This window comes from Planococcus halocryophilus, from assembly GCF_001687585.2.
Classification (GTDB): domain Bacteria; phylum Bacillota; class Bacilli; order Bacillales_A; family Planococcaceae; genus Planococcus; species Planococcus halocryophilus.
Genome location: NZ_CP016537.2, coordinates 802,832 through 826,292 on the forward strand (window position 1 = coordinate 802,832; position 23,461 = coordinate 826,292).

The window sequence follows — 23,461 nt, forward strand, 5'->3', positions numbered from 1 at the left end:
CAGCTCCTTTCTATGAACATGAACTTAGCACTCGCCTCTTACTTCCACTTAACGGTGGGCAAGATGTTTTCTTTAATAACGCGATCTTTGTGTACTAGGACGGTTTTTAATATTTCTCGTATGACATCATTAGTCAGTAAATGAGGTTTTAATCCTAACTCCAATAAATTCGTATTAACTGCTTCATAAAAATGTTCTTCTTTTTCTATACGTGGATTTTCCAGGTGGCCAATGCCTACAGTTACTCCTTCTTCTGCGGCTACCTTTTGCACCATTTGTGCTAGCTCGAGCACAGAAAATTCCTCTGTAAACTGATTGAAGACACGGAACTCGCCAGGTTCGGCTGGATTTTCAGCAGCAATCTCAATGCACCTCACTGTATCTTCGATATTTAAAAATCCACGTGTTTGACCGCCTGTTCCATAAACTGTTAGGTCATGTTCAGTAGCAGCCTGAATAATAAACCGGTTCAATGCGGTTCCGAAAACCGAATCATAGTCGAGACGATTTGCTAAAACCGGATCTAATTGGGTTTCTTTTGTAGAAAGTCCATAAACAATTCCTTGGTTTAAATCAGTTGCTCGAATTCCCCAAACTCTGCAGGCAAACATAATGTTATGACTATCATGTACTTTAGAAAGATGATAATAAGAACCCGGCTGTTTTGGAAACGGCAACCGATCTTTTCGTCCTTTATGTTCAATTTCTATATATCCTTCTTCAATCGGAATATTGGGTGTACCATATTCGCCCATGGTTCCGAGCTTGATCAAGTGACAGTCCGGCACAATGTCTTTTATGCCATATAGCACATTCAGCGTACCGACTACATTGTTTACTTGTGTGTAGACAGCATGTTCACGGTCAATCATAGAGTAAGGGGCAGATCGTTGTTCGGCAAAATGAACAAAGGCTTCGGGCTGTTCTTGTTCAAGAACCTTTTTTAAAAACTCGAAATCCTGTAAATCACCCTCGTATGTACGCATCACTTGGCCAGTTAGTTCTTGCCATTTGTTTACCCGCTCTTCGAGAGATGCAATTGGAGTGAGTGAATTTGAAGCTAATTCTTCATCCATTTTTCTTCGTACCATATTATCAATGATGGAAACATCATGTCCTTTTTGTGATAAATGCAAAGCAGTTGGCCAGCCACAAAATCCATCTCCCCCAGCTACAATAATTCTCATCAAAAATCCCCCTCGCTCTTTTTTCTGAATATTGCACATATATCTTTTGTACCACTTTAACGTACAAAATAAACCTGAAACAAAGAAGAGCTTGTAAGGACTAGAAGGCAATAAACTAAGATGGCTTTTAAAGGATAAACTGGAGTAATACAGAAATGAAGATAAGCCCGGTAATAAAAGAAGGATAGCTACTATTTTTCTCGCTTGGGAGTTCATCATTTAAAATGTTTAAAATGACACCTCCTGTGAGAAAAGCGGAAAAATAAGCGATATTCAAATCAGAAGTACTAGTAAATTGATAAAGAAGCCAGCCAATAAAAACAGAAAGTGCTAATACCCAACGCCCAATGTTAGTGTAGCGGTCTTCATGCGTTAAATGCAACACGCGATTATTAGCAATAAAATGAAAAGAAAAGACCACAAAATAAATGATATAATCTGGAATTTTTTCTCCGCTTATATCGACAAGTAAGTAGCCAATTAGCGCATTGTATAGGGCGAAGCCGAAAATTTCTAAAGCGAAAATCGAGCGACTTGGTTGAGAGAGGTTTTCTTCTCTTTCATTTTTAGCTTTGGATTTTTCATTTAATTGATTGATGCCATAAAAAAAAGCGATACCTGCAAGTGTCAAAAGGTAAGTAGAGTATTCAAGTGACTCAATCCATTTTGGCAACCGTGCCTCTTCAGCCACTTTTTGATAATGCGTCAGTTCAGGAACCAAATGTAGAAAAACGTAAGCAATGGAACCTCCAGAAACAAACGACATCAGTCTATCTTTTGGCTTGCGATCTAAAAATTTAATGTAATTTGTAAAGATGTGAACAAACATGAATGCGATGATAATTACTAAACTGAAATAAAACAAGAGTGACACCTCCTAATACAGGTTAGAAAATGTATACCCGAATCTTCTCCGCACATTCATAGTCTAAAAAATTTTACATATTAATCGGATAAAGAGCATAGTCTATGCCGTATTTTGGGTATACATGAATAATTCATCCTTAAAGCAGAACGGAGATCCGCTATGGACTTATTGCTTACAATTTTTTTATTGTTGATTTGTTTATTGATTTCAAATGTTGTTAGTCATTATACACCCTATATTCCAACTGCTTTAATCCAAGTAGCTCTTGGTGTAATTTTGGTTCTTATATACGAAGATATTACGTTTGATATTGAAACAGAGTGGTTTTTACTATTGTTTATTGCACCATTATTATTTAATGATGGTAGTCGTTTTCCGAGAGAAGAATTGTGGCGAATGAAAGGACCGATTTTAGGGAACGCGATCATACTCGTACTACTGACAACGGTCGTTGGCGGTTATTTTATTCATTGGCTGATAGAAGAAATACCACTTGCTGCGGCATTTGCGTTAGCGGCTATTTTGTCACCGACAGATCCAGTGGCAGTTAATGGCATTGCACAGCGAATTCGAATTCCCCAAAAAGTATTGAGCCTTGTCAGAGGAGAATCGCTGATCAATGATGCTTCAGGACTTGTTGCGTTCAATTATGCAGTGGCAGCTGTCGTGACAGGCTATTTTTCATTGTCGGAAGCTCTCTTTGATTTTTCTTATAAATTTTTGGTTGGTGGAATTTTAGGTCTAACGCTTGGCTTATTGGTGATCAGTATTCGTTTAGTTTTACGGAAACAAGGTATTAATGACGTTACTTTTCATACGTTATTGCAAATTATGACACCCTTTTTAATCTTCATCGTTACAGAAGAACTTCTCCACGCATCGGGTGTTATCGCAGTAGTGGTGGCAGGTATTGTCCATTCATTAGTAAGAGAACAAACAGAAACTTTCATCGCTGAAGAGCAAGTGCTAACTGAAAATATTTGGACTATTATTTTGTTTATCTTAAACGGGGTGGTCTTTTTACTATTAGGCTTAAGTATCCCAACTTCGATGAGCGGTGTGCTCGAAAATCCTAATATTAACTTGTGGCTGTTATTGCTCTACGTTTTAGCAGTTGGATTAATGATTCTTGGGATTCGCTTTGTGTGGGCCTATTTGTTTTCTCTATATGAATATCATTTTGGGAAAATGAAAGAAGCCGCTAAACCCAGTTTGAAGTTAATGTTATATATCAGCTTAACGGGTGTACGAGGAACCGTTACGATGGTTGGGGTATTGTCTTTGCCATTTTTAATGGACAACGGAGAAGCATTTCCAAATCGAGCACTCCTCTTATTTTTAGCAGCTGGAACGATTCTATTCACGCTAATAGTTGCAACGATTATTTTGCCGCTGCTTAGTAAGGGACAAATGGTAGATGGGGGTACTACGGAGAAAATGGATCTGAACGAAGCACAACGGCGCATTTTGTTGGCATCGATTCGAAAGATAAAAGCTGAAATTACTGAAGAAAACGAAGCTCCCGCTTATGAGTTAATTGAGGAGTATGAACTACATTTTCATCATATTCAAACTGAAGAAGATACAAAAGCTCAAGCAAATAAAAAATATCAACGCAAAACAAGAGAACTTCGCTTAAAAGCATTAAAACTGGAACGCAAATATGTACAACGACAATACCGCAATAAAAAAATGAAAGAAGAAGTATATGATGCATTCGAAAAATCATTAAATCGTCGAGAAGAAGTGGTTGCCGATAATGCGCGCTCGACCATGCTGTATTTACAAGGCAAGCTTATTCGAGCATGGAGACGCTTTAGAGGTCAAAATTCTCGCGAGGAAGAAACGCGGCTGGTCGAATTTCAAGAAGGTCTTCAACTTCAATTAGAAGCGTTACAAGCAGCGCTTTCTGGACTAGAAGAAACTGCTAAAAAGTACGAGCCGAAAGAAATCATTGACTCTGTCATCTCAGATTACAAACAAATGACCAGTCGTTTAAAGAAACCAGAAGCTTTATATGATGAGAAATACGAATTGCAAAAAGAAGAGTTACGCGTAATTGTTATGGATATGGGGCGCTCGGTCATCTATAAAATGTATGTAGCAGGAGAAATTACAAGAGAGCAGGCAAAAGAGCTTAGACGTTATATTCACAATGTTGAAAGTGTGACATTGTACGAGACTAATAAATAGAGAAACTAAATAGAATATAAGTAAGATTAAAAAACAGCGCTGATAATCAGCGCTGTTTTTTGTCGTTAATGTTGTCACTCACTTAGAATAAGGTGTTCTTCATAATCGTAAACGAGATCAGGCAAAATAGAAGGTTCTAAATTTTCCCAAACCAGTTGATCACGCGTGGCTTTGTCTAGTGTGAAAGACATGACATTTTTATATTCCACATCTTTTTGTTCATTTAAAACTGGATAAATCCACGATATCGATACCTCATCGAGCTGATCGATTTCTGAAACAGCAGCTAGAATTTTGATTGCCTCTTGCCACATCATTTGCTTTGTGGAAATCATAGTGAACCCTTTATCTGCGTTTAGAGAAAGTTCAACATCCCATCCGCCTGAATTTTTGGAAACGACTAGGTTAGATATACGAATTTTGTCCATATTACTGGTTGCTCCGACTTGCTCATTGACGATTGTGTAGAGCTCATTTTTTAAATTTTTGGCTTCTTGCGATTCTGGTTTTAATAGCCAACCGCCGATTGCGATGAAAATAACAGCTATTGCGACAGACCAAAACGACAGCAACTTTTTTTTGTGTGCGATAGCTATAATTAGTATCACTCCTTTTCATCTATACTTGTTATTAGTATAAAGTATATAGGTTTTAGGTTTTTCTAAAAGAAGATACTGAGTTTTTGACATAGAGTCTATCTAACAGAAAGAAAAACGTTATACTGGGAAAAAGAGTCGGAATTGTTTCCTTATCAGAGGATTGTGGTTGGCTAATGAGTTGAATGAAAAAATCTCGAATAAAGGGGAACATTATGAAACGAAATGCAAAACAAGAAGTAATGATGAAGAGCTATGCAGATTCACCTGAAAAATTTAAAAAGTTATATCGCCGAACTTTATGGATTGTCGCATTGGCTCAGATTTTTGCTGGAGTTGGGCTGACAGCTGGAGTGACAGTCGCTGCGCTGCTTGCTTCAGACATGCTTGGAACAGACCGGTACGCGGGTGTACCAGTCGTTTTTTTTACGATAGGATCTGCGGCAGCGGCACTTATCATTGGCAGACTGTCTCAACGTTTTAGTCGGCGGGTAGGTTTAGCGTCAGGATTTCTAGCGGGTGCAATTGGTGCGCTAGGAGTTGTTATTGCTGCATTATCAGATAATATCTTTTTACTGTTTATATCTTTAGTGATTTATGGAGCAGGTATGGCAACAAATTTACAAGCGCGCTATGCAGGTACAGATTTAGCAACAGTTAAGCAACGTGGTACTGCTATTAGCGTAGCATTGGTATCACTAACCTTAGGCGCCTTTGCCGGACCGAATTTAGTTGGGGTTATGGGCAGCTTTGCAGAATCTATTAATATTCCGTCTTTGGCTGGTCCTTTTATTTTGGCTGCGGCAGCATTTGGTATAGCCGGGTTAGTCATTTTGGTTTTATTAAGACCAGACCCACTGCAAGTTTCCAAAGCTTTAGCAGCACATTTACAAACGGTTGAAGAAAGTTCAGAAGTCGTGAAAGAAGACGACCCTGCTATCGATAAAAAAGGAGTTGTTCTGGGAGCGACCGTTATGGTATTAACTCAGTTAATCATGGTAGCCATTATGACCATGACACCGATTCATATGGGCCGTTATGGTCATGACCTTGGAGACATCGGTTTGGTCATCAGCATACATGTAGTTGCAATGTACTTGCCGTCGATTGTCACAGGAATACTTGTGGATAAGCTAGGTCGGATTTTCATGACGGCAGCAGCAGGAGTTACATTTATGGCAGCAGGTTTAGTTGCTGCATTCGGACCAAGTGAATCGATAATAGGCTTGATGTTCGCACTTGGTTTACTAGGGCTCGGCTGGAATTTCGGATTTATTAGCGGTACGACATTAGTCGTGGATTCAACCGATCCAACAACGCGAGCAAAAACACAAGGAACAGTAGATGTATTAATCGCTTTAGCCGGTGCTACAGGCGGGGGACTTTCCGGCATGATCATGGCACAATCTAGTTTTGCTGCGATGTCATTAGGTGGCGGCATTCTTGCACTTGCCTTGATTCCCGTTGTTTTATGGTCGACAAAAAAGACGAAAGCTTAGTTCAATAAAAAAGTGCGCAGTTCATTTTGAACTGCGCACTTTTTAGGTTATTACGGGTTTGTTGACCAAAGTCCAGCTGATTTCAATAAAACACGAGGGTGAAGTTTTAATTGGGCCACCATCATTTCAGCCAAATCTTCTGGCTGCATTACTTTATCAGGATTACCATCGGTCAAGTTTTCACCAATCGCTAAGTCAGTTGCTACTGTACTTGGTGTTAAAGCACTAACGCGGATATTGTGTTTTCTCACTTCTAGCATTAACGATTCTGTTAATCCCATGACACCGAATTTCGAAGCACTATAAGCACTTGTTACCGGTGCTCCTTTTTGTCCAGCTGTTGATGAAATATTAATAATATCACCTGATTGACGTTCAATCATTTGCGGCAAGACAGCACGCGTTACGTAATACACACCCATCAAGTTGGTGTCGATAATAGCCTTGAATTCTTCAGGTGATAAATCAAGGAAGTTACCAAATTTACCAATACCTGCATTATTAATCAAAATATCAATTGAACCTAGTTCAGACAAAACATGTTCAACTGCAGCATTGACCGAATCTTGGTCGGCAACATCAGCTACCGCAAAAACAGTTTTCACACCGTATTGCTCAAGTTCCGCTACAACTTTTTCCAAGTTTTCAGCAGTACGTCCAACAAGTCCAACGTTTATGCCTTCAGCTGCAAAAGCGATTGCGGTAGAACGACCAATCCCTCGCCCAGCCCCTGTAATCAACGCATTCTTTCCTGTTAAGTTTTGCATATAGTTAGCTCCTTTTTTCGTGAAATGATTTCCTATACTAGTGTAGCAAAGTCTAGTTGGAAATCCCAAATGAAGAACTTGGAAATAACATATCTACAGATTATCTTTTGCTTCATGTGATAACATTCCATAAAAAACAGCAGAGTAATCTCTGCTGTTAGGTGCATTACTATTCAAGAAATTGCGTATCGGTTAGTAAAGCGAAATCGGGTTGCTCTTTTAGGAATTTTAAATCGAAAGAGGAATCTCCGAATGCTTGGATTTCTTCAGAAGAAAGAGCCGTATCGAAAATCATATTTTCCCATGCTCCATCTATGATTGAAGCTTCCAGTTTTTGTCCAGTGATGTCATCGATTGTGTCGATGGTTATTTCTTTTGCTTGATCTGGGTTTTCGGTGATAAATTCAGTAGCTTCTTTATGAGCATTGACAATTCCTTCGACCATTTCAGGGTTTTCTTTAATCAATTTGCTTGAAGTTACTAGGACAGAAGCTGGCAATGTCGTACCAAATGAAATTTCATCTGGCTCGATAATAACTTTGGCGCCTGTATTTTGTTTTAATACAGATGCCCAAGGTTCAGGAGCGACGGCAACGTCAACTTTTTCAGTAGCGAACAAAGCTTCATATTGAGCTGGATTGCCTGTTTGATGTAACATTTCTCCACCAATGCGGTTTGAAGTAATGCCCTGTTCTTTCATGAATGTTTCGAATTGCACATCATGAGTGCAACCGACACGAGGCGTGATAAATGTCTTGCCAGCGAAATCATCAACAGAATCAATGCCGCTGCCATTTCTAGCCATGACTACCGTCCCGCCTGAAGCACCACCTGCAATCATCGTTACATCTGCACCGTTTGTATAATTGTTCATTGCCGGACCTGGTCCAACAAGTCCGGCATCAATATCACCAGTTTTTAAGGCAGTCATAAAATCCGCACCATCAGCAAACGTAACATAATCAACAGTTGTGCCATCTGCCAAGTTTTTTTCATACAATTTCTGGTCTTTGGCAATCATAGCAGGTACATGATCTAGGTTTGGAAAATAACCGATAGTCACGGACGATGAATCTTCGCTCGCATCTGGTGAACCACAAGCCGCCAAAGTGCCTGCTAGTGTAAGAAGTACAATAAGTGAGATAAATCGTTTCATAAGATAGATTCCTCCTGTATACTGAATGTTTTTAAATGCTTTTTAGTAGTTAATCCATGTAAGTAGATCTCAAAGTCGTTGTAGAAAAGTGTAGAAGTAAGATGATTTATATCAGTGTAATTAATGAGTTTCAGGTTTCCAATCCCCAACGTTTAAGGACATTCTTCTCAATCCGTTGGAATATCATTAAGTCAACAACCGCCCCAACGACTCCTATAATTATCATCACTCCGATAACCAGGGACATATTACCGAAATCAGAAGCGTATCGTAAGGTATAGCCGAGACCGGGACCAGAGCTTAGCAGCTCCCCAGCCATCAAGGCCCGCCAGGCAAACGCCCACGCTAAACGTGCACCTGTAACAAAATAGGGAACAGAGGCAGGAATGATTACTTTGATGAATAAATCCAGGCCGTTCGATCCCATGGTCCGAGCAGCTTTAATAAATAAGGGGTCGACATTTTTTATTCCGGTTCTGACATTCAAAATCATGACGAAAGTTCCGCCTAAGATGACGACGAAAATAATAGAACCTTCACCAAGTCCAAACCACATCATGGCTAAAGGAAGCCAGACAATGCTGGGGACACTTTGCAAAGCGAGTACTAAGGTACCAAGTGTTTCATCTGCGGTCTTCGAACGTGCCAGTAAAATACCGACACTTGTTCCTATTAAGATAGCGACAGCTAAACCAATAAGCAGTCTACGAAAACTAGCCATCAAGTCATAGACTAGTGTCATGTCCGCAAATCCAGCCATTAAGGAATCGTAGACGCTAAAAGGAGAAGGAAGTATGGTTTCGTGCCAGAGTTCAAAGCGGGATCCTAGCTCCCAAAAGACAATAAGTACAGCGAAGAAGATGAGTCGTTTAACTGTCGGCTTCATATGACTGCTCCTCTTCGATGACTTTGTCAATTTCTGTTTTCAATAGAGCCATAATCTGTTCTTCTAATGCACCGATTTGTTGTCGATGTTGTTCACGGGGCCGTGGAATATTAACTGTAATATCAGTCAAGATTGTTCCGGGTCTTGTACCCATGACAATAATTCGATCAGACAGTTTGATCGACTCTGAAATACTGTGAGTAACAAATACAATGGTCTTTTGGGTATCTATCCATATTTCCTCAAGCTGTCTGTGCAGGCGACTTCTCGTTTGTTCATCTAATGCACCGAACGGCTCATCCATCAATAAAACAGCAGGATCCATTGCTAGAGACCTTGCAATCGATACACGCTGTTGCATGCCGCCGGATAGTTCATGAGGGTAATGAGTAGGGTAATTACTGAGTTGCACCATTTTCAAAAAGTGTTGGGCACGCTTCAACCCTTCACTTTTAGATAATTCTTTGCGCAATGGAAACATGACATTTTCAGTAACATTCATCCACGGAAACAGTGCAGCTTGCTGAAATACCATGCCCCTATCTTTTCCTGGCTTTACAACTTTTTTCCCATTCACGATGATTTCTCCTGAAGTTGAGCCTGTGAGTCCGGCAATCATTGATAAAAAAGTAGATTTTCCACAGCCAGAGGGGCCGAGAATAGAAATGAATTGTCCTTTTGGAATCGAGAGGTTGATATTATTCAAGACAGTAATTGGTTTGTTATTTTTATCAAAATACACTTTGTTGATTTTCTTTGCTTCAATAAACATCGTCAATCACCTATGTAAAACCTACCTTTCCTATAAGATATTATATTAAAGTATAGTAAAGTCATAGGAATTGTCAACATGATAATAAAATTATTTTTTTGCGAGTGAAGATAGTAAATTTTGAATCGGAGAGAAATACTTTATACACAAAAAATACAGGCAGACCGGAAATTTCCGGTCTGCCTGTATTAGTGGAGAAAATTTATATGAAAAGTATCTAAAAAATGAATGTCAATAGTCAGATAAAGTCTCAATTTTTGAACTTAATCTTTTTGTGAATCTGTAACATATATAGAAAGTGTCTATTCATCGAATAAATTCATACTCAAGTAACGTTCTCCAGTATCAGGTGCAATGCACAAAACTTTTTTTCCGCTACCGAGACGTTTAGCAATTTCGATTGCTGCATAAATTGTCGCCCCTGCAGATGGACCGACAAAAATACCTTCTTCACGAGCAACTCGTTTGAAGATATCAATCGCATCTTCATCTTGGATTGCCATAATTTCATCGTATATTTTAGTATTTAATATGCTCGGAATAAACCCAGGGCTAGTACCCACTAATTTATGCTTACCTGGTTTACCGCCGGACAAGACAGGAGATCCTTTTGGTTCTACAACCGCGATATAAAGCTCCGGCAAATGCTCTTTTAACGTTTCACCGGTGCCTGTGATGGTACCGCCAGTTCCAGCTGATGCGACAAATGCATCTAATTTTCCGTTCATCTGTTCTAAAATTTCTAGCGCAGTTGTTGTACGGTGGATATCTGGATTAGCTTTGTTCTCGAATTGTTGAGGGATAAAACTGTTTGGAATTTCCTTCTGCAACTCGAGTGCTTTGCTGATTGCGCCAGGCATTTTTGCATCACTTGGTGTTAAGACTACTTCAGAGCCGAATGCTTTTAATAAGTTGATTCGTTCTTTTGTAGCGTTATCTGGTAACACGAGAATAGAGCGGTACCCTTTTGCTGCCGCGACCATAGCGAGACCAATACCGGTATTGCCACTTGTTGGTTCAATAATAGTTGCGCCCTTTTGTAATAAACCATCTTCTTCAGCCATTTTAATCATATTATAAGCCGCGCGATCTTTAACGCTTTTAGATGGATTAAACATTTCTAGTTTGACATAAACATCAGCAGCACCATCTGGTACAATGCGATTTAATTTTACAACGGGCGTGTCACCAATCAAATCGGTGATATTATTATACGGTTTCATGAAGAAAACAACCTTTCTTAAGTTACGGAATTTGTCATGCACTTGTTCATATTTATTCTTATTTAATTAATCCATCAGCTAGTGTCTTTCAATTGACGAGTTAAAGCTCAAACTTTATTGTACTAGTATAACGCACATTTGTTAATCATATTGGTTTTGTCGGCTTAAGAAAAGGAGAGTGTGACATGGAACAAATTCCTTTAATCGTCACTACAGAGTGGCTTGAAAAGCGATTAGATGATCCGGATTTATGTATTATTGATGCTACTATTTTTATGGAACTACCTGAAAAGGGAGGACCACCTACCATCTGGTCTGGAAAGACTTCTTATGGAGAAGGGCATATACCAGGAGCGGTCCACATGGACATTTTAAAGGATTTATCAGATCCACAGTCAGCTCAGCCTTTTACTGTACCACCACGCGATTACTTTATTCGCAAAATGACTGAACTTGGCATAGGTGACGATATGTATACCGTTATTTACGACCAAGGAGCTTTAGTGGGAAATCCGATTGTTGCGGCTTATTGGGCTTCGCGATTAGCTTGGCAAATGCAATACGAAGGATTTGAAAACATCGCGATTTTAGAAGGCGGCTTGCCCAAGTGGAAAAAAGAAAACCGACCACTAACAGCAGTGCCAGGAAATTATTCACAAACGAACTTTACGGGAGAGCGGCGCACGGAAATGCTTGCTACGAAAGAAGAAGTAAAGCGGGCAATGGAGGACGACAATACCATTCTTATTAACAGCTTGTCACCAGAAGATTTTAGAGGAGAAAGCGATGCGTACGCGAGAAAAGGTCATATTCCGAGTAGTAAAAATGTCTTTTTCGGCATTCATGCAAATCAGCAGACTAGAGAAATACATGACGAGGCTATGCTACGCAAGCAATTCGAAAAAATAGATGCTTTGAATCCAAATAAAAAAGTGATTACATACTGCGGTGGAGGACTTGCTGCAACGTGGACCGCTTTAATGCTCAATAAGCTTGGTCAAAAAAATGTGGCTGTATATGATGGTTCGTTGAACGAATGGGTGAATGATCCGACTTGTCCACTTGTGACTGAAAGTTAAAAAACCGCTTTGCTCCTATAGGCAAGGCGGTTTTTCGTTATTCTTTATCAACAGCTACTTGGATATGTTGAAAACTAGCAACATCAAACAAGCCACAGTCCGTTAATTTTAAATGAGGGATCACAGGTAAAGATAAGAATGACAATGTTAGAAAGGCATTAAAATGAGTAGGTGCCCCGATTTGTAAAAGGCTATCATCAAGGATTTTTAGTTGTTCGTAAACCATTTCAAACGGTTCTTCTGACATTAATCCTGCAATCGCTAAAGGTAAACTCGTTAATATTTTCCCGTCTTGAACAACCACGAGTCCACCATTAATCTGCTGCACTGCTTTAACTGCAGTTTTAATGTCTTCATCGGAGGTGCCAACAGCGATAATATTATGCGAATCGTGCGCAACCGTAGTCGCAATCGCTCCATTCTTTAAACCAAGTCCATGAACAATACCTAAACCGATATTGCCTGTAGCTCGGTGTCGTTCAATCACAGCAATTTTTAAAAGGTCTTTTTCTGTATTTGAAACAAAGAACTCATTCACTTGAGGAACTTCTAAAACCAAATGCTCCGTGATGAGGTTATTGGGATTGATGCCGATTACATGAGCTTTAGTGCTGTCTCCCATGTGAATATGGAAGCTAGTAGAGGATATTTCTGCAATGCGAACCGTATCTTGAACGGCTAGCGAGTCACTTTTACTATGAATTGGACCAACATACTTCCCGTTTTGCGCTGCTACTTGTCCATTTTTATAAACCGATGAAATGATGAATTTATCTAGACTATCAAGCAATATGAAATCAGCATCGTAACCTGGCGCAATCGCTCCTTTTTGTTGCAAACCAAAGCATTGAGCCGCATTGAGACTAGCCATGGAAATAGCAGTGATAGGAGAGATACCTCTTTTAATAGCTGTCCGAACATTAAAGTCGATACTGCCTTCTTCTATTAAATCGTCTAAATGCTTGTCATCTGTACAGAACAAACAGCGATGGGCATTTTGTTCAGTTACACCTTCAAGTAAAGTCTCTAAATTTTTAGCGACAGAACCTTCACGAAGCATGACGTACATACCGCGTTCAAGGCGTATAAGCATTTCTTCTTTTGTCACGCATTCATGATCAGTTAAAATTCCCGCAGTACCGTAAACATTGATATCAAGTTCAGTAAGGCCTGCAGCATGCCCATCAATTTGCTGACTCAGCATTAACTTATCGAGCATAGCTTCATCTCCACGAATAACGGATGGGAAATCCATCACTTCTGCTAATCCGAGAACATTATCGCGCTGCAAAAAAGGCTCTAAGTCTCGGGCTGTAAGGTGAGCGCCTGCATTTTCAAAAGAAGTGGACGGTACACACGATGGCAACATAAATTTAATGTCGAGCAATGTTGATTCGGCATCTTTCATCATATATTCGAGACCTGTTGTTCCGCTGACGTTGGCGATTTCGTGTGGGTCTGTGATGACGGTCGTTACGCCATGTGGCAAAACAACTTGTGAAAACTGTTGCGGCGTGACCATGGACGATTCGATGTGAACATGTGCATCAATCAAACCAGGGGCAATATATTTTCCAGACGCATCGATTTCTTCGTGGCCTTCATAATGTCCGATGCCAATAATAATGCCATCACTGATTGCTACATCACCTGTAGTTAAGGTTTTTGTGAAAACATTGACGATCGAAGCGTTACGTATTACCAAATCGGCTTTTCTTTTGTTATTAGCAGCATCGATTCGGTTTTTTAGCTGAGTTTTATTCATATGGTTAGGACTCCTTTGAGATAGATTTAAAACGTTTAATTTGGGCAAACTGGATGTAAGTCTTTATTTAAGAACTAAGCTTGGGTTTATTCTACAGGAGATGGATAATTTGCTCTAGCATAATGGGGGATCATTAAATAAGAAGTAAACTTTGGCAAATGGGTACGTGAAGAAAACTCAATAAAAATAACCACTAGCAGCTTTAAAGAGCGAAAGTAAAGATGCTAGTGGCATATCAATTTATATTATTCATGGAACATAAAGCTCTCCTTGCCCGACAACAATCGCAGTGCCTCCAATTTTAACTTTTTCATATTGTTGGTTGTTCTTATTAATCATAATATCGATAAAACTAGGTCTCCCCATTTCAAAACCTTGCTCACTTCGGATAACATAATTGCCATCAGCTTTTTTATCAATTGCCCCATGTTCTACTAAGAATGCTCCTAGAGGGCCACTAGCAGCCCCTGTTGCTGGGTCTTCAGAAATACCCATGGCAGGTGCGAACATGCGACAATGAACAGTGGAGTCGTCGTATTCGGTTTCTGTTGTAAAAGTAAATATGTGCTGGCGATCTGGATTACGACTAAAGTGGCGTTCCCAGACATCTGTTCGAAAATTGATTTCTCTCATCGCGGCGATTGAGCGCAGTGGGACAAATAAGAATGGTAACCCTGAAGAAACGGTTTGTATCGGAAATCGTGAATCCAATTCTCCTTTTGGCAACGACAGCAAATCTGCAACCAAAGCTTGTCTAGTCAATATTTCTCCGAAAACAGGAAGCGGTTGAATCATTTCAACTTTGGTGATTTTTTCTTTGTTTAAAAAAACGGTTACAGAGATGTCTCCGTGCTCTTCTTCAAAAACCCATTCATTAACTCCGTCTTGTGTGGGCAGCATTTTTAAATAAGCCATAACAAAAGCTGTGCCAATTGTCGGGTGACCCGCAATCGGTAATTCTACTTGAGGTGTGAAAATCCGGAGATTGATTTGATTTTGTGGCTTTTTGGGTGAGCAAATAAACGCAGTTTCTGATAAATTAAGTTCATTGGCAATTTGTTGCATGGTTTTTGTTGTTAAGTTCGAACCGTCATGAAAAACCGCCAGCTGGTTGCCGCCAAAAGATTGAGTCGTAAAAACATCAACTAACGTATATTTTAACGTTTTCATCTTCATCCTCCTTTATCTGAAAATTTAGTTTACTTAGTTTCTTTGTATCAGTTAGCTAGTTAAAAGTCCACTACCTTTCATTGCAATCCAGCCAATTTGAGAATAAAGTAGGGGTATGAAACCAAACAGAAAAGAGGAAAGCATGTGAAAAAACAAATAGTGGTCATTGGATTGGGTCGTTTTGGTAGCAGTGTCTGCAAGGAACTGCATAGCCTTGGACATGAAATTATGGCCATCGATACAAATCCAGATAAAGTCGACGCCTTAAGAGAGTATGCTTCTTTTGCAGTAAATGCGGATGCGACAGATGGAAATCAGTTGAAATCTTTAGGTGTCCGAAATTTTGAACATGCCATCGTAGCTATTGGAGACGATCTCCAAGCAAGTGTTTTGTGTACATTAATGTTGAAAGAGCTAGGTTTGCCTAAAGTTTGGGTAAAAGCACGCGATCTACAACATGAGAAAATCCTTCATAAAGTTGGAGCGGATCGCGTGATTCAACCAGAAAAAGAAATGGGCATTCGCGTTGCTCATCATGTGGACTCTGATAAGATCGTCGATTACATTGATCTTTCTCATGATTACAGTATTATCGAGCTAGTTGCTTCCGGTAAAATGGCTAATAAAACATTGATAGACATGAATATTCGAAAAGAATTTAATTGTATCGTCTTAGCGATAAAAAAGCAGGAAGAAGTCAATATTGCACCTGCCATTGATGACATGGTTGCCCAGGATGATGTGCTGATTGTAATGGGCCATAAAGATGATTTGAAGCGCTTAGAAGAAAAAAGCTTGTAAAAAAAGGTCCGTAACTTCAGAGTGAGTGGACCTTTTTTGAATATGACTGTCGTTTAGTAAAAAAGCTGAGCGGGAATAATAGAAATATGAGATTCATTTAGTGGTTTGTAAGAGATGGGGGGACTATAGATGAAGTTCCGAATCGAATGGACATATGGAGTTCCAAAAGGAATAGACGCAGTTTTTTCATCTGAAGAAATGCCAGCAGAAGCGATTATCCAGATAGCGGAAGATTTAGAGCGAACAGGAAGAGTTAAAAAGATTCGCTTTGAGGATCAGTATGATAGCAATTGGACATTAAAAGAAGTAAAAGCCTATTTAAAGGAAATCGAAACAGAACCACATCAAGTACAAATTTATTTTGATGGGGGTTACGAACGGTCTTCAGGAGATGCAGGGCTAGGTTGTGTAATTTATTATAAACAAAATGGGAAATCTTACCGACGCAGAGCAAATGCAAAGTTGGGTGAGCTAAGTTCAAATAATGAAGCAGAATATGCTGCTCTCTATTTTTGCCTTCAAGAATTAGAGTATCTTGAAGTACGGCGACAGTTGGTTTCTTTTATCGGAGACTCGCGGATTGTCATCAACGGAATGGAAGGCGAGTGGCCAATCATAGAGGATAAGTTAGGTTCGTGGGTGCAGCGAATAAAAGATAAGTTAAATGAACTGGGTATTCAGGATGAATATCAATTAGCACCACGCAAAGAAAATGCAGAAGCTGATAAACTAGCTACACAAGCGTTAAAGGGGATTTCAATTGCGGCAACAAGTGAAATACTAGATTGAGTCGAATTTTGATCGGACGGAGTCAAATATTCCGTTCGTTTTTTTTGCGCAAAAAATTGTTGAATTATCATATTATATACATTTAATTGGTACTTATTTATCAAAAACAGAATATTCAGATATATGTATTGCGAAAATATGTGAATTAGGTTATAAATAGATTGTACAATAATTTTGCAAAAACTATACAAGAAAAGGAGAGGAAAAAATGAAGAAAGTGTTATTTTCATTCTCAGTCGCTATGGTCCTTGTATTTTCATTGCTTGCCTCTGGAGTTCTGGCAGATAGTCATATGGCTAAAGTTAGAGTAGTTCATGCTTCTCCAGATGCACCTGCTGTCGATGTATATGTCAATGGAGATTTAACGTTAGAAGAGGTTCCTTTTAAAGCAGACTCGGGTTATTTGGATGTACCTGCTGGAACACATGATGTAGAAGTTTTTGCAAGTGGATCAGAATATGCTGCGGGTGAAGGTGTATTGCAGGCAGATCTTACTGTAGAAGCCGGAAAAGCATATACAGTTGTTGCTGCAAACCTTCTGGAATCAATTGAATTTGTGGTTGCTGAAGATTCAATGGAAGTCCCAGATGGAAAAACAAAAGTCCGCGTTGGACATTTGTCACCAGATGCACCAGCGGTTGATGTTGGTGTTATCGGTGGAGACGCTTTGTTTAGTGGAGCAGAATTTCCAGGAATAACGGATTATGCAGAATTGGATCCAGGCACGTACGATTTGGAAATTCGTCTACCAGATGGCACACAAGTATTGCCGCTAGAAGGAACTGAATTAGCTGCAAACACTGTTTATAGTGTCTTTGCAGTAAATACAGTGGATTCATTGGAAGTGATTGCGCTGGTTGATTATGAAGCGGCGGGATCACCAGATGGTATGCCGACTACGGGTCTTGGGACGCCTGATCAATCTCAAGTCAAGTGGTTATTGGTAGGAGGCGCATTGGTTCTTATTGGAGCTAGTAGCTTAGTGTGGAGAAAACGATTTCAACAGTAAGCTTTGGATTGTCTTTTCACTTTTGTTGTTAGCAGGCTGTCATCAATCGGTCGATGAAGTAAGCGTTCGATCCGAAAATGTGGGATTTGCACTAGATGAGCCTGTCTCATTACGTGTCCCACAAACAGCTTCGGCGGAAAACCCGATCAATGGATTAAAACGAACGGGCATTAAGCCGAGCTCCTTAACAATTCCAGCGATTGATGTTGAAGCGCAAGTCCAACATCTTGGTGTTACAGAAAACGGTGAAATGGCAGTTCCGAATAATATTGAAGACGTTAGTTGGTTTTCCCCAGGGTACGAGCCGGGAGAAAATGGTCGATCAGTTATAGCTGGTCACGTAGATGGTGTTGATGGACCAGCTATTTTCTGGGATCTTGCTAAGCTCCAGCCAGGTGACGAGGTTGTAATACAAGGAGAAGAGAAAACCTTGACTTTCAAAATCCACACGATGGAATCTGTTCCCCTGGACTTGGCAGATGTGACTAAAGTATTCGGTTATACTTCTTCTCCAGAATTAGTAATGATTACTTGTTCAGGAACGTACGATTTTGAGCGGGGGACAAGAGAAGAACGATTAATTGTCTATGCAAGCCTAATAGAAGAGTAAATAGAAAAACGTTGCAATGTGCCCGCAGGCACATTGCAACGTTTTTCTTTTGTTAACAGGAGGCAACTTTTCTATAACGGATAACGTTTTATAGTAATTGAACATAAGAAGAGCAATTGTAAAAGAAATTAGTGTGGCCATACATTTAGAGCTTAATTTACTATAGAAAGTAGGAGAAGGGTTTATGGAATGGTTTGATTTGTTTAAAGCGATAATCTTAGGATTTGTGGAAGGTATGACGGAATTTGCACCTGTTTCTTCTACTGGCCATTTAATCATCGTCGATGACATGTGGTTAAAATCACAGGAGTTTTTAGGTAAATACCCTGCAAATACGTTTAAAATTGTTATTCAGCTCGGCTCTATACTGGCGGTTGTCGTCGTATTTTGGAAACGTTTATTTAGTTTAGTTGGCCTCTATAAAATGGAAGGTCAACAAGAAAGTACACGATTTAATTTATTGCACGTTGTTATAGGGATGTTGCCTGCAGTGGTTTTAGGATTTGCTTTCAAAGATTTGATTGACGACCATTTGTTTGGTGTGGAAACGGTAATTTATGCATTGGTTGCCGGTGCGATTTTGATGATTGTTGCTGACAAGTTCGGGCCTAAAAAGCCTACTGTAAACTCATTAGATGAAATTACATATGTTCAAGCATTGAAAATTGGTTTTGTGCAATGTCTTTCATTATGGCCAGGTTTTTCTCGTTCTGGTGCCACCATTTCAGGGGGCGTATTGTTTGGGCTAAATCATAGGGTAGCGGCAGACTTCACGTTTATCATGGCAGTTCCGATTATGTTTGGCGCGAGTCTTGTGTCGGTATTGAAAAATTGGGATACGTTATCGATGGACTATTTATCATTTTATATAGTCGGCTTTATCTCGGCTTTTGTTTTTGCGCTAATTTCTATCCGTTTCTTCTTGAAATTGATTTCACGTATTAAGCTAATGCCATTTGCGATTTACCGACTTGTATTAGCGGCTATTTTAGCTATCATTGTTTTTCTATAATCATGTTCGAGAGTTTCCTTTTTGGAAGCTCTTTTTGTCTGTCATACTTTTGGTAACTTTTCTACTAACGAGATAAATTCGCGTGAAACGTAGGAGACGTAACGATTTTTGGCCATAATAATCCCTAGTCTCCAAGGAAACGTGTGAGTCAAGGATATCATTTTAAACGGTCCATCTTTCACGCGGTCGCAAATCAATTTCGGCATCAATGTAACACCTAAGTTTTTTTCAACCATGCCGACGATAAAATCCCATTGTGAACTTTCATATGCAATTTTCGGCGTGAACCCTTCACTGACACAAAATTCGATTGTTCGGCTGTTTAATGTAAATTCCTTACTGAGAAGCAAGAACGGATCGTCTTTAAATTCGATTAAATCAATCATGTCATGATGAGCAAGGGGATGCGATTCGTGAACCAGTAATTTAATTTCTTGATCGACAAACGGAACTACATCAAATTTCTCTTTATCAACGGGCAGCATGACAAAGCCTAAGTCAACATCCCCTTCGTATACTTTTCGTTCAACAGTTTTTGCGCCATCTTCTGCTAGTATAATGGAGACTTCTGGATAGGAACGCTGAAATTCAGCAATAATAGTTGGAAAGAACAAGGTGCTGATGACTGGAGGAAGTCCAATCTTTATTTTGCCCTTCTTTAAATTCATCACATCATAAAGAGAAGTTGATAAATCATCTAGACTATGGATAATTTTTTGTGCCTGCTCATAAACAACTGCACCAGCATCAGTCAGCCCGATTTGACGGGAAGAGCGATCAAACAACACGACTTCCATTTCATCTTCTAAATTTCTCACCATCTTACTTAAAGTGGGTTGTGTCACATGGAGTGCAAGCGCGGCTTTTGTAAAACTTTTATGTTTAGCAACTGCAACAAAGTAAGTTAATTGTCGGATGTCCATAATAAACCTCTTTCTTTCTATAACTATTTGTTATAGAACTTATAGTTATTATTCATTTTACCTATTCTTTTTGTAGTTGTACAATAATGAAAGCAAACAGGACTAAATATTTAGAAAATTGGACGGCTCTTCTAAAGAAAATAAGTAAGCGTTTTCAAAAGAATGCCATTAGAAGAAAAAAGGAGGATTTTAAATGTTGAGTATGATTGGAATGATTGGGGGACTCGTTCTCTTAATCGTCTTTACGATGAGAGGCATGAACTTATTGATCGCGGGTCCAATATCTGCGTTATTTGTAGCACTTTTCAGTGGCCTGCCATTATTTCCGCAATTAGTCGGAGAAGGCGAAGCGAACTTATTAACAAATTATATGTCTAGTTTTTCTGGATTTATCACAGCATGGTTCCCGATGTTCTTACTTGGAGCGATTTTCGGGAAAGTAATGGAAGACAGTGGGGCAGCTGATAGCGTCTCGAGATGGTTAGTTGGTAAATTTGGGTTATCGAAAGCTGTACTCGCGATTGTTATCGCCTGTGCTGTTTTAACTTATGGCGGAGTTAGTTTATTCGTTGTAGCATTCTCGGTTTTCCCGATGGCACTTAGCTTGTTCAAACAAGCGGATTTACCGCGTCGTTTTATCCCTGCTGCGTTAGCTTTAGGGTCGGTAACATTTACGATGACTTCAGCTGGTTCACCTGAAATCCAAAACTGGATACCGATTGAATACTTGAAAACTAGCCCATATGCAGGTTGGGAAGTAAGCATTTTAGTCGCTGTCTTTATGGCTGTATTTGGTTACTGGTGGTTAAAACGAATGATTCAAAAAGCTGTTAACAAAGGGGAGCGTTTTGAAGCTCGTTCAACAGATCCTGTAATAGAAGATCGTAAGCTTCCGAACCCAATCATGGGCTTGATTCCGTTAGTTGTCGTTCTTGGAATTTCGTTTATTTTCCATGATTCATTGAAAACGTCTGCATTAATCATCGCATTATTAGGCGGGGTTCTTACTACCTATTTCTTAAACCGCCAATATTTCTCGAATTTAGGTAAAGCTTTGTCTGATGGAACAATTGGTGCATTGATTGCAATCGGTAACACGGCTGCTGTAGTTGGATTTGGTGGTGTTGCGAAATCTGTACCAGCATTCCAAGTAGCAGTAGATGCGATGACTAGCATTCCCGGAAGCCCATTAATCGGTGGCGCTATCGCTGTCAGCGTAATCGCAGGATTAACTGGTTCTGCTTCAGGTGGACAAGTTATTGCATTGCCACTTCTAGCACCACATTATATTGACATGGGTGTTAACACAGAAGCGCTTCACCGTACGATTGCCATTTCTTCAGGGGCATTGGATTCATTGCCGCATAATGGTTATGTCGTAACAACAATTCGTGGGATTTGTGGGGAAACACATAAAGCTGCCTATGGTGCTGTCGGTGCTGTAACCGTCATTGTTCCATTACTTGGACTAACAATTGCCATCATCCTATTTTCATTAGGACTTGGAATTTAACAAAAGCTTTGGAGGGAATACAATGGTAGACAATAAAGTCGTTTTAATAACAGGAGCTGCTAGCGGAATTGGTTATGAAATTAGTAGTGATTTTGCAAAAGCAGGAGCGAAAATTGTATTATCAGATATCAATGAAGAAGCTGTCGTAAAAGCTGTTGAGAACTTAAAGTCACAAGGATTAGATTGCATCGGCATCAAATGTGATGTGACAGATGAAGACGATATAAAAAATGTGATTGAACAAACAGTTGCTCATTACGGGTCACTTGATGTGCTAATCAATAATGCAGGGATGCAATACATTTCACCGCTTGAAGAATTTCCAACAGAGAAATATGAGCTATTAATCCGCATTATGTTAATTGCGCCGTTTATCGCGAGCAAGTATGCATTTCCGATTATGAAAAAACAAGGGTCAGGGCGAATTATCAATATGGCTTCGATCAATGGACTTGTTGGGTTTGCTGGCAAAGCCGCATACAATAGTGCAAAACATGGTGTAATTGGTTTAACGAAAGTGGCCGCACTTGAAGGCGCAGAACACGGAATTACCGTTAATGCAATGTGCCCAGGTTATGTAGATACGCCACTTGTTCAAAATCAGATGAAGGATTTGGCAAAAACACGTAATGTACCAGTTGAAAAAGTCTTTGAAGAAGTGTTATATCCGTTAATTCCTCAAAAGCGCTTATTGGCTGTAAAAGAAATCTCGGATTATACTATGTTCTTAGCAAGTGACAAAGCTGCTGGTGTTACTGGCCAAGCCGTCGTTTTAGATGGCGGCTATACAGCTCAATAAAAATAAACCCGTCTAGCGTTTGTGCTGGACGGGTTTATTTTTTGTCATTTTATAAAAACTAGTCAAGAAAGTTTTCTGTAACGGCGAGAAATAGACGATCTTGTTCCACATTGGGAGCGTGGCCAGAACGTTTAAATTCCATGAAAGTAGCACCCGGAATAGCGACTGCGGTTTCGCGTCCTTTTTCTGGAAGATTCAAGCCATCGTGCTTCCCACTAATGACTAATGTCTCTGCTGTAATTTTAGAAAGCTGTGGGCGAAAGTCGAATTCTTTGATAGCGTCTCCAGCGATCCCTTGCTCTTTAATTGTTAGTAAACGACTGTTTTGTGCCGTTTTTTTATTCCATTCTTGAATCTTTTCTTGGTCATGATAAATATAACGTGTCGCTTCATTGATCTTCTCAGAGATGCTCAAGCCATCAAACTTTTCAGGGTATCGATCAAAAAGTTCAGTTAGTGACGCCTGTTCACTATAAGATTTGGTAGCAACTAAGAGGAGCTTGTTTACTTTTTGCGGCGCTTTTATGGCAATGCCTTGTGCGATATAACTGCCCATGGACACACCTAAAACATCAACAATAGTTAAATCTAAATGGTCAATGAGCGCAAGTGCATCTTCTATATGGTCTTGTAATGTGTATTGTTCTAAGCGACTTGAATTGCCATGACCTCTTGAGTCTAAAGCAATCACACGGCGAGTTTGTTTAAAAAAATCCATTTCGCGATAAAACATCGCAGAATTACTGGTTAGCCCGTGAAGCAAAAGAAGCGGCTGTCCTTCTCCGGTATCTTCGTAAAATAATTCTACATTATTGCGTGTAAATACGTGCATAGTCATTCTCCT

22 protein-coding genes are annotated in these 23,461 nt (G+C 39.6%); 10 read left to right on the forward strand and 12 right to left on the reverse strand.

Going from position 1 to position 23,461, the window contains the following annotated elements; genetic code table 11:
* Window positions 1-38: 38 nt before the first annotated feature.
* Together BBI08_RS03995 and BBI08_RS04000 are read right to left on the reverse strand one after the other, a co-directional pair.
* Window positions 39-1,187, reverse strand: coding sequence for an NAD-dependent epimerase/dehydratase family protein (locus tag BBI08_RS03995; RefSeq protein WP_008496683.1), 1,149 nt, complete (start codon window positions 1,185-1,187; stop codon window positions 39-41).
* A gap of 127 nt (window positions 1,188-1,314) precedes the next feature.
* Complete coding sequence (locus tag BBI08_RS04000) at window positions 1,315-2,052, reverse strand: hypothetical protein (protein ID WP_065528519.1); 738 nt, start codon at window positions 2,050-2,052, stop codon at window positions 1,315-1,317.
* Window positions 2,053-2,214: 162 nt separating this feature from the next.
* Here BBI08_RS04000 and BBI08_RS04005 point away from each other — a divergent pair, with 162 nt between their 5' ends.
* Window positions 2,215-4,248 carry a Na+/H+ antiporter gene (locus BBI08_RS04005; RefSeq protein ID WP_065528520.1) on the forward strand — a complete coding sequence of 678 codons (2,034 nt, stop codon included), beginning with the start codon at window positions 2,215-2,217 and terminating at the stop codon, window positions 4,246-4,248.
* Window positions 4,249-4,322: 74 nt separating this feature from the next.
* Here BBI08_RS04005 and BBI08_RS04010 read toward each other — a convergent pair whose 3' ends face one another.
* A complete protein-coding gene (locus BBI08_RS04010; protein ID WP_065528521.1) occupies window positions 4,323-4,856 on the reverse strand; it encodes a hypothetical protein in 534 nt (177 codons plus the stop codon).
* 203 nt (window positions 4,857-5,059) lie between these two features.
* Between BBI08_RS04010 and BBI08_RS04015 the strand changes: the two genes are divergently transcribed.
* A complete protein-coding gene (locus BBI08_RS04015) occupies window positions 5,060-6,343 on the forward strand; it encodes an MFS transporter (RefSeq protein WP_008496689.1) in 1,284 nt (427 codons plus the stop codon).
* A 50-nt stretch (window positions 6,344-6,393) separates the two neighbouring features.
* Here the strand turns inward: BBI08_RS04015 and BBI08_RS04020 are convergent, their stop codons facing one another.
* From BBI08_RS04020 to cysK, 5 genes are all read right to left on the reverse strand, one after another.
* On the reverse strand, window positions 6,394-7,110 hold the full coding sequence (locus tag BBI08_RS04020; RefSeq protein WP_008496690.1) for a 3-ketoacyl-ACP reductase: 717 nt from the start codon (window positions 7,108-7,110) through the stop codon (window positions 6,394-6,396).
* A gap of 169 nt (window positions 7,111-7,279) precedes the next feature.
* Complete coding sequence (locus BBI08_RS04025) at window positions 7,280-8,266, reverse strand: ABC transporter substrate-binding protein (RefSeq protein ID WP_008496693.1); 987 nt, start codon at window positions 8,264-8,266, stop codon at window positions 7,280-7,282.
* 130 nt (window positions 8,267-8,396) lie between these two features.
* Complete coding sequence (locus tag BBI08_RS04030) at window positions 8,397-9,152, reverse strand: ABC transporter permease (RefSeq protein ID WP_008496694.1); 756 nt, start codon at window positions 9,150-9,152, stop codon at window positions 8,397-8,399.
* Window positions 9,136-9,924: an ABC transporter ATP-binding protein gene (locus BBI08_RS04035; RefSeq protein ID WP_008496695.1), complete on the reverse strand. Its 789-nt coding sequence runs from the start codon at window positions 9,922-9,924 to the stop codon at window positions 9,136-9,138. The genes BBI08_RS04030 and BBI08_RS04035 overlap by 17 nt, the downstream gene beginning before the upstream one ends.
* A 302-nt stretch (window positions 9,925-10,226) precedes the next feature.
* Window positions 10,227-11,147: a cysteine synthase A gene (gene cysK, locus BBI08_RS04040; RefSeq protein WP_008496696.1), complete on the reverse strand. Its 921-nt coding sequence runs from the start codon at window positions 11,145-11,147 to the stop codon at window positions 10,227-10,229.
* Between the two features lie 185 nt (window positions 11,148-11,332).
* Here cysK and BBI08_RS04045 point away from each other — a divergent pair, with 185 nt between their 5' ends.
* Window positions 11,333-12,226: a sulfurtransferase gene (locus BBI08_RS04045; RefSeq protein WP_008496697.1), complete on the forward strand. Its 894-nt coding sequence runs from the start codon at window positions 11,333-11,335 to the stop codon at window positions 12,224-12,226.
* 37 nt (window positions 12,227-12,263) lie between these two features.
* Here BBI08_RS04045 and ade read toward each other — a convergent pair whose 3' ends face one another.
* Complete coding sequence (gene ade / locus BBI08_RS04050) at window positions 12,264-13,991, reverse strand: adenine deaminase (RefSeq protein ID WP_008496698.1); 1,728 nt, start codon at window positions 13,989-13,991, stop codon at window positions 12,264-12,266.
* A 249-nt stretch (window positions 13,992-14,240) separates the two neighbouring features.
* On the reverse strand, window positions 14,241-15,161 hold the full coding sequence (locus tag BBI08_RS04055; RefSeq protein ID WP_065528522.1) for a PhzF family phenazine biosynthesis protein: 921 nt from the start codon (window positions 15,159-15,161) through the stop codon (window positions 14,241-14,243).
* A gap of 144 nt (window positions 15,162-15,305) precedes the next feature.
* On the opposite strand from BBI08_RS04055, the gene BBI08_RS04060 reads away from it, so the two are divergent.
* The 5 genes from BBI08_RS04060 (at window position 15,306) to BBI08_RS04080 (ending at window position 19,382) form a co-directional block, all read left to right on the forward strand.
* A complete protein-coding gene (locus BBI08_RS04060; protein ID WP_008496699.1) occupies window positions 15,306-15,962 on the forward strand; it encodes a potassium channel family protein in 657 nt (218 codons plus the stop codon).
* 129 nt (window positions 15,963-16,091) lie between these two features.
* Window positions 16,092-16,751, forward strand: a complete 660-nt coding sequence (locus tag BBI08_RS04065) for a reverse transcriptase-like protein (protein WP_008496700.1) — start codon at window positions 16,092-16,094, stop codon at window positions 16,749-16,751.
* 208 nt (window positions 16,752-16,959) lie between these two features.
* Entirely contained in the window at window positions 16,960-17,760 is an 801-nt protein-coding gene (locus tag BBI08_RS04070) for a DUF4397 domain-containing protein (RefSeq protein ID WP_008496701.1), read from the forward strand.
* A gap of 25 nt (window positions 17,761-17,785) precedes the next feature.
* Window positions 17,786-18,370, forward strand: a complete 585-nt coding sequence (locus tag BBI08_RS04075) for a class F sortase (protein ID WP_237146570.1) — start codon at window positions 17,786-17,788, stop codon at window positions 18,368-18,370.
* 184 nt (window positions 18,371-18,554) lie between these two features.
* Window positions 18,555-19,382: an undecaprenyl-diphosphate phosphatase gene (locus tag BBI08_RS04080; RefSeq protein WP_008496703.1), complete on the forward strand. Its 828-nt coding sequence runs from the start codon at window positions 18,555-18,557 to the stop codon at window positions 19,380-19,382.
* Window positions 19,383-19,423: 41 nt separating this feature from the next.
* Here the strand turns inward: BBI08_RS04080 and BBI08_RS04085 are convergent, their stop codons facing one another.
* Window positions 19,424-20,305, reverse strand: a complete 882-nt coding sequence (locus tag BBI08_RS04085) for a LysR family transcriptional regulator (RefSeq protein ID WP_008496704.1) — start codon at window positions 20,303-20,305, stop codon at window positions 19,424-19,426.
* Window positions 20,306-20,498: 193 nt separating this feature from the next.
* Between BBI08_RS04085 and BBI08_RS04090 the strand changes: the two genes are divergently transcribed.
* Both BBI08_RS04090 and BBI08_RS04095 read left to right on the forward strand, forming a co-directional pair.
* Window positions 20,499-21,818 carry a GntP family permease gene (locus BBI08_RS04090; protein WP_008496706.1) on the forward strand — a complete coding sequence of 440 codons (1,320 nt, stop codon included), beginning with the start codon at window positions 20,499-20,501 and terminating at the stop codon, window positions 21,816-21,818.
* 22 nt (window positions 21,819-21,840) lie between these two features.
* Entirely contained in the window at window positions 21,841-22,617 is a 777-nt protein-coding gene (locus tag BBI08_RS04095; RefSeq protein ID WP_008496707.1) for a 3-hydroxybutyrate dehydrogenase, read from the forward strand.
* 58 nt (window positions 22,618-22,675) lie between these two features.
* Here the strand turns inward: BBI08_RS04095 and BBI08_RS04100 are convergent, their stop codons facing one another.
* Entirely contained in the window at window positions 22,676-23,449 is a 774-nt protein-coding gene (locus tag BBI08_RS04100; RefSeq protein WP_008496708.1) for an alpha/beta fold hydrolase, read from the reverse strand.
* Between the last annotated feature and the right edge of the window lie 12 nt (window positions 23,450-23,461).

What these genes read in the sequence shown, in the direction of transcription:
- BBI08_RS03995 (WP_008496683.1), bottom strand. Translation starts at nt 1,187, where the DNA reads ATGAGAATTATTGTAGCTGGGGGAGATGGATTTTGTGGCTGGCCAACT.
- BBI08_RS04005 (WP_065528520.1), top strand. Translation starts at nt 2,215, where the DNA reads ATGGACTTATTGCTTACAATTTTTTTATTGTTGATTTGTTTATTGATT.
- BBI08_RS04015 (WP_008496689.1), top strand. Translation starts at nt 5,060, where the DNA reads ATGAAACGAAATGCAAAACAAGAAGTAATGATGAAGAGCTATGCAGAT.
- BBI08_RS04020 (WP_008496690.1), bottom strand. Translation starts at nt 7,110, where the DNA reads ATGCAAAACTTAACAGGAAAGAATGCGTTGATTACAGGGGCTGGGCGA.
- BBI08_RS04025 (WP_008496693.1), bottom strand. Translation starts at nt 8,266, where the DNA reads ATGAAACGATTTATCTCACTTATTGTACTTCTTACACTAGCAGGCACT.
- BBI08_RS04030 (WP_008496694.1), bottom strand. Translation starts at nt 9,152, where the DNA reads ATGAAGCCGACAGTTAAACGACTCATCTTCTTCGCTGTACTTATTGTC.
- BBI08_RS04035 (WP_008496695.1), bottom strand. Translation starts at nt 9,924, where the DNA reads ATGTTTATTGAAGCAAAGAAAATCAACAAAGTGTATTTTGATAAAAAT.
- cysK (WP_008496696.1), bottom strand. Translation starts at nt 11,147, where the DNA reads ATGAAACCGTATAATAATATCACCGATTTGATTGGTGACACGCCCGTT.
- BBI08_RS04045 (WP_008496697.1), top strand. Translation starts at nt 11,333, where the DNA reads ATGGAACAAATTCCTTTAATCGTCACTACAGAGTGGCTTGAAAAGCGA.
- ade (WP_008496698.1), bottom strand. Translation starts at nt 13,991, where the DNA reads ATGAATAAAACTCAGCTAAAAAACCGAATCGATGCTGCTAATAACAAA.
- BBI08_RS04055 (WP_065528522.1), bottom strand. Translation starts at nt 15,161, where the DNA reads ATGAAAACGTTAAAATATACGTTAGTTGATGTTTTTACGACTCAATCT.
- BBI08_RS04065 (WP_008496700.1), top strand. Translation starts at nt 16,092, where the DNA reads ATGAAGTTCCGAATCGAATGGACATATGGAGTTCCAAAAGGAATAGAC.
- BBI08_RS04070 (WP_008496701.1), top strand. Translation starts at nt 16,960, where the DNA reads ATGAAGAAAGTGTTATTTTCATTCTCAGTCGCTATGGTCCTTGTATTT.
- BBI08_RS04080 (WP_008496703.1), top strand. Translation starts at nt 18,555, where the DNA reads ATGGAATGGTTTGATTTGTTTAAAGCGATAATCTTAGGATTTGTGGAA.
- BBI08_RS04085 (WP_008496704.1), bottom strand. Translation starts at nt 20,305, where the DNA reads ATGGACATCCGACAATTAACTTACTTTGTTGCAGTTGCTAAACATAAA.
- BBI08_RS04090 (WP_008496706.1), top strand. Translation starts at nt 20,499, where the DNA reads ATGTTGAGTATGATTGGAATGATTGGGGGACTCGTTCTCTTAATCGTC.
- BBI08_RS04095 (WP_008496707.1), top strand. Translation starts at nt 21,841, where the DNA reads ATGGTAGACAATAAAGTCGTTTTAATAACAGGAGCTGCTAGCGGAATT.
- BBI08_RS04100 (WP_008496708.1), bottom strand. Translation starts at nt 23,449, where the DNA reads ATGCACGTATTTACACGCAATAATGTAGAATTATTTTACGAAGATACC.